This window comes from Deinococcus pimensis DSM 21231 (genome assembly GCF_000519345.1).
GTDB lineage: Bacteria > Deinococcota > Deinococci > Deinococcales > Deinococcaceae > Deinococcus_A > Deinococcus_A pimensis.
In genome coordinates, this window is the sequence record NZ_KI912680.1 from 69,913 (window position 1) to 74,020 (window position 4,108).

The 4,108-nt window shown below is 71.4% G+C and carries 6 protein-coding genes; all 6 read left to right on the forward strand.

Features of this window, described 5'->3' with window-relative positions:
• Positions 1-344 (forward strand): hypothetical protein (locus DEIPI_RS35115; protein WP_211238367.1); only part of this gene is annotated, 344 nt, incomplete at its 5' end.
• A gap of 52 nt (positions 345-396) precedes the next feature.
• A complete protein-coding gene (locus DEIPI_RS0127160) occupies positions 397-837 on the forward strand; it encodes a DUF1775 domain-containing protein (RefSeq protein WP_027483866.1) in 441 nt (146 codons plus the stop codon).
• Between the two features lie 8 nt (positions 838-845).
• The gene (locus DEIPI_RS35120; RefSeq protein ID WP_027483867.1) at positions 846-1,448 is read left to right on the forward strand and encodes a ferric reductase-like transmembrane domain-containing protein; all 603 of its coding nucleotides are present in this window, start codon (positions 846-848) and stop codon (positions 1,446-1,448) included.
• Positions 1,445-1,879: a hypothetical protein gene (locus DEIPI_RS0127170; RefSeq protein WP_027483868.1), complete on the forward strand. Its 435-nt coding sequence runs from the start codon at positions 1,445-1,447 to the stop codon at positions 1,877-1,879. Before DEIPI_RS35120 ends, DEIPI_RS0127170 begins: the two co-directional genes overlap by 4 nt.
• 82 nt (positions 1,880-1,961) lie before the next feature.
• On the forward strand, positions 1,962-2,906 hold the full coding sequence (locus tag DEIPI_RS0127175; protein ID WP_027483869.1) for an ABC transporter substrate-binding protein: 945 nt from the start codon (positions 1,962-1,964) through the stop codon (positions 2,904-2,906).
• A 340-nt stretch (positions 2,907-3,246) separates the two neighbouring features.
• The coding region (locus tag DEIPI_RS35125; RefSeq protein ID WP_084475060.1) for an RIO1 family regulatory kinase/ATPase domain-containing protein at positions 3,247-4,108 on the forward strand (862 nt) is incomplete at its 3' end.

Sequence of the window (4,108 nt, forward strand, 5' to 3'; positions counted from 1 at the left end):
CGACCGTGCTGCTGCTCGCGCAGCCCGGCCTGCACCTCGGGCACTCCGGCCTGACGCTCGTGTCCATGGTGACGCCCGTGGGTGCCGCGCACGGTCACCATCACGGCGCCACCTGCCCGGACGGGTCGCCCGCCGCGAGCGTCCCCGCGACCACGCACGATCACGGCGACCGGCACGACTGCACCAGCAGCCAGCCCACCACGCCCGACCACCCGCGCGAGGCGACGCGCCCGAACGCCCAGAGGCCCCGCGCGCCCACCGCCCGCGAGCCCCACGTCCAGGCGCGCGCCACCACGCTGCGCGCCACGGCACGCGGGCCGCCCCGCTCCCTGACGATCGTCTGAGACGCCCTGCCCGCCAGGGCACCGTCCCCTCACGTCCTCAAGGAGCACCCACATGCGTAGAGTCCTGTCCCTGACCGCCGCCGTCCTCGCCTCGTTCGCCCTCGCCCACGCCACCGTCAAGACCGAGACGGGCGCCAGCGAGACCCTCGCGGGCAAGAGCGAGACGTACCGCCTGCAGGTCCCCACCGAGAAGCCCGTCGCGACCACCGAGATCCGCCTGGTCGTCCCCGCCGGCCTCAAGATCAGCCGCTTCATGCCCGTCAGCGGCTTCGTGCGCACCGTCGAGCGTGACGCGAGCGGCAACGTCACCGCCGTCACGTGGCGCGGCCGCGTCGCCCCCGAGGAGTTCATGCGCTTCTACTTCCAGGCGACCAACCCCGCCGACACGGGCACGCTCGCGTGGAAGGTCTACCAGAAGTACGCCGACGGCAGCGTCGTCGCCTGGGACGACAGCAGCACCGAGACGCCCGCCAGCAAGATCAGCGTGAAGTGAGGCTGCCCGTGTCCGCCATCCTGACCGACCTCAGAGAAAGCGCCCGCCGCCCCCTCCCCGGCGCGGTCCAGGCAGGGCTGGTGCTGTTCGTCGCCGCGAGCGCCGAGTCGCTCGTGCGGCGGCTGTACCCGGCGGACTCGGCCGTGCTGATCCAGCGGCTCGGCGAGGTGTACGGCTGGCTCAGCCTCGCCGCGCTGCTGCTCGTGTTCCCCGCGCGCCGCCTGCGGCTCATGCCGTACCGGCGCGCGCTCGGCCTCGCGGGCTTCGCGTACGCGCTGCTGCACACCGCCTACACCTTCGGCCACACCCTCGCCGGACGGCTCGACAACCTGCCCTTCCTGTCGCCCGTCATGCAGGGCGGCATCGTCCTCGGCGGCGTGTCGCTCGCGCTGCTCGTCCCGCTCGCCCTGACCTCCACCAACTTCGCCATCCGCCGCCTGGGCCGACACTGGCGCACCCTGCACCGCCTCGGGCCGCCCGCCACGCTGCTCGCGGCCCTGCACGGCGCGTGGATCGGCGTGCACTTCGGCCTGTGGCCGCTCGCGTGGACGTCCGCCGTCCTGCTCGCCCTCAGCGCCGCCCTCTACCTCACGAGGAGATCCTCCCGATGAAGCGACTCGCGCTCCTGCTCGCCCTCACCGTTCCCACCGCCGCCCTCGCGCACGAGCTCGTCCGTGACGGTGACGTCGGCGCCCTCCTGCACATCGAACCCGACGACGATCCCGCCGTCGCGAAGCCCAACCCCACCTGGTTCGAGGTGAACCAGCGTGGCGGGAAGGCCGTCACCACCACCAACTGCGCCTGCGTCCTCAGCGTGTACGCGGGGTCCTACAGAGCGGGCGCGAAGGCGCTCTCCACGCCCGCCCTCAAGACCGCCGACCGCCGCCTCGGCGCGTCGGTCACCTTCCCGAAGGAGGGCGCGTACACCCTCGTCCTCACCGGGAAGGCGAAGGCGGGCGCCACCTTCCGCCCCTTCACCCTGCAGTTCGTCGTCCGCGCGGGAGGCGAGGGAGGCGGGGGAGAGGAGCACTCCGGCCACTAGGGTTCGGGGAAGGAGGGGGCCGTCCGTGGGAACGCGGACGGCCCCACCATGTGTTCTCACGCGCTGCCCTAGACTCCTCGGGATGAAGCGAACCCTGCTGTTCCTCGCGGTCGCGCTCGGCGTGTCCGGCGCGTCCGCCCGCACGATCAACATCGGCCTCGGGTACATCCCGAACGTGCAGTTCGCGCCCTTCTACGTCGCGCAGGAGGAGGGCTACTTCAAGCGCGAGGGGCTCGACGTGAAGTTCCAGCACGGCTACGTCAGCGAGCTCATGCCGCTCCTGCTGCAGGGCAAGCTGGACTTCGTCGTCGGCGACGCGGAGGACGCGATCCTCGCGCGGTCGCAGGGCGCGCCCGTGAAGTACGTCATGGCGATGTACCAGAAGCTGCCCGTCACGGTGTTCAGCCTGCCCGGCAAGGGCATCGACACGCCCGCCGACCTGCGCGGCAGGACCATCGGCATTCCCGGCACCTTCGGCAGCAGCTACTTCGCGCTGCAGGCCCTGCTGAGCGCCAACAAGCTCGGCGAGAAGGACGTGAAGCTCGCCCCGATCGGCTTCACGCAGGTCGAGGCGGTCCGCGCGGGCCGCGTGGACGCCGCCGTCGGGTACGTCAACAACGACGTGCTTCAGCTCAGGGCGGCGGGCGTCACCGCGAACACCCTCGACGTCACGAAGGCCTACCCGATGGTGGGCGTCGGGATGATCGGCACGGAGAAGACGCTCGCGGACGCCGTGGCGCGCAAGGTCGTGCGCGCGGCGCAGCGCGGCGTGGCCTTCACGGTGCAGAACCCGCAGAAGGCCTTCCAGATCGCCACGAGCAAGGCGTACGCGGGCTCGGCGGGCGGCACGCTCGACGTCATGAAGGCCTCGGTGGAGCTGATGAAGGGCGGCGCGTTCTACGGGAACATCAACCCGACGAGCTGGGGCCGCGCGGTCGGCTACCTCCAGTCGAGCGGACGCGTCCCGAAGACCTTCAAGGCGAGCGACTTCTACAGCGGCGCCTACCTCGACAAGACGGTGAAGTAGGCGGCCGGGCAGGAAGCGGGCGGCGGGGAGCGTTCCCCCGCCGCCCGCTTTCGTCCGTCACGCCCGCGTCATCCACCCTTGCGTACGGTGAGGGCGTGAGATCCGTAAGCCAGATGTCCTATCGAAATCGGCGCACGCATCGCCTACGCTGGCCGTACCAGCCGGGGCCCCCCAGGGCGGCCCACGGGAGGAGGTGAAGCGAATGATCGAAATCCTGAACATCCACGTGACCGGACGAACCATCACGCCCTCGCGCCACAGGAGTGTCGAACTTGCTTCCTTCCACCCGAACGGTTTCTTCATGCACCCATAACCCCACGCGAAGCGGCGGGCCCGCCTGATGGCGCGCGTCCCCGCCGACACGCACGAGGAGACGCGCGAGCGCTTCCGCCGCGAACGCCGCCGCCCGCAGGGCCGCCGCTCCGTCCACGACCTCCAGCACGAGGACGACACGGGCGAGGCCACCTTCACGGACGGCAGCCTGCACGAACTGCACGCCATGGGCGTCGTCACGACGCTCCTCGGTGAGCTCAAGAGCGGCAAGGAGGCCACCGTGTACCTCGCCGAGGGCCCCGAGGGCCTCGTCGCGGTGAAGCTCTACCGCGACCTCGCCGTGCGCTCCTTCAAGAACGACGCCGTCTACCGCGACGGACGCTGGATCGGCGACGACCGCGCCGAGAAGGCCATCCGTCAGCGCACCGCCACCGGAGTGAACATGCAACAGTCCCTGTGGGTGATGCACGAGTACGCGCAGCTCTGGACGCTGTGGCAGGCGGGCCTGCCCGTCCCGCGTCCCCTCGTGGGACCCGAACCGAGCGAGTACGCCAAGACGGGCCGCGCCGTCGTGATGGCCTTCGTCGGCGACGAGCACGGCCCCGCGCCGCGCCTCTCGGACGCGCGTCTCACGCCGCACGAGGCGCGGTCCGCGTGGACGCAGAGCCTCGACATCCTCGCGCGCTTCCTGCGGCTCGGCTTCGCGCACGGCGACTACAGCACCTACAACCTGCTGTGGCACAAGGGCCGCGTCGTCGTCATCGACTTCCCGCAGGTCGTGACGCGCGCCGAGAGCCGCCACTACGACGCCCTCTTCGAGCGCGACGTGCGCTCCCTGTGCCAGTCCTTCTCCCGGCACGGCCTGCGCGAGGACCCCGCCGCGACCCTGCGCGAGGTGCAGCGCCGCGCCCGCTCCGTGAGCGGCGAGA

Bases quoted from the DNA above. Each gene is read 5' to 3' on its own strand.
- DEIPI_RS0127170 (WP_027483868.1), top strand. From the start codon at position 1,445: ATGAAGCGACTCGCGCTCCTGCTCGCCCTCACCGTTCCCACCGCCGCC.
- DEIPI_RS0127160 (WP_027483866.1), top strand. From the start codon at position 397: ATGCGTAGAGTCCTGTCCCTGACCGCCGCCGTCCTCGCCTCGTTCGCC.
- DEIPI_RS0127175 (WP_027483869.1), top strand. From the start codon at position 1,962: ATGAAGCGAACCCTGCTGTTCCTCGCGGTCGCGCTCGGCGTGTCCGGC.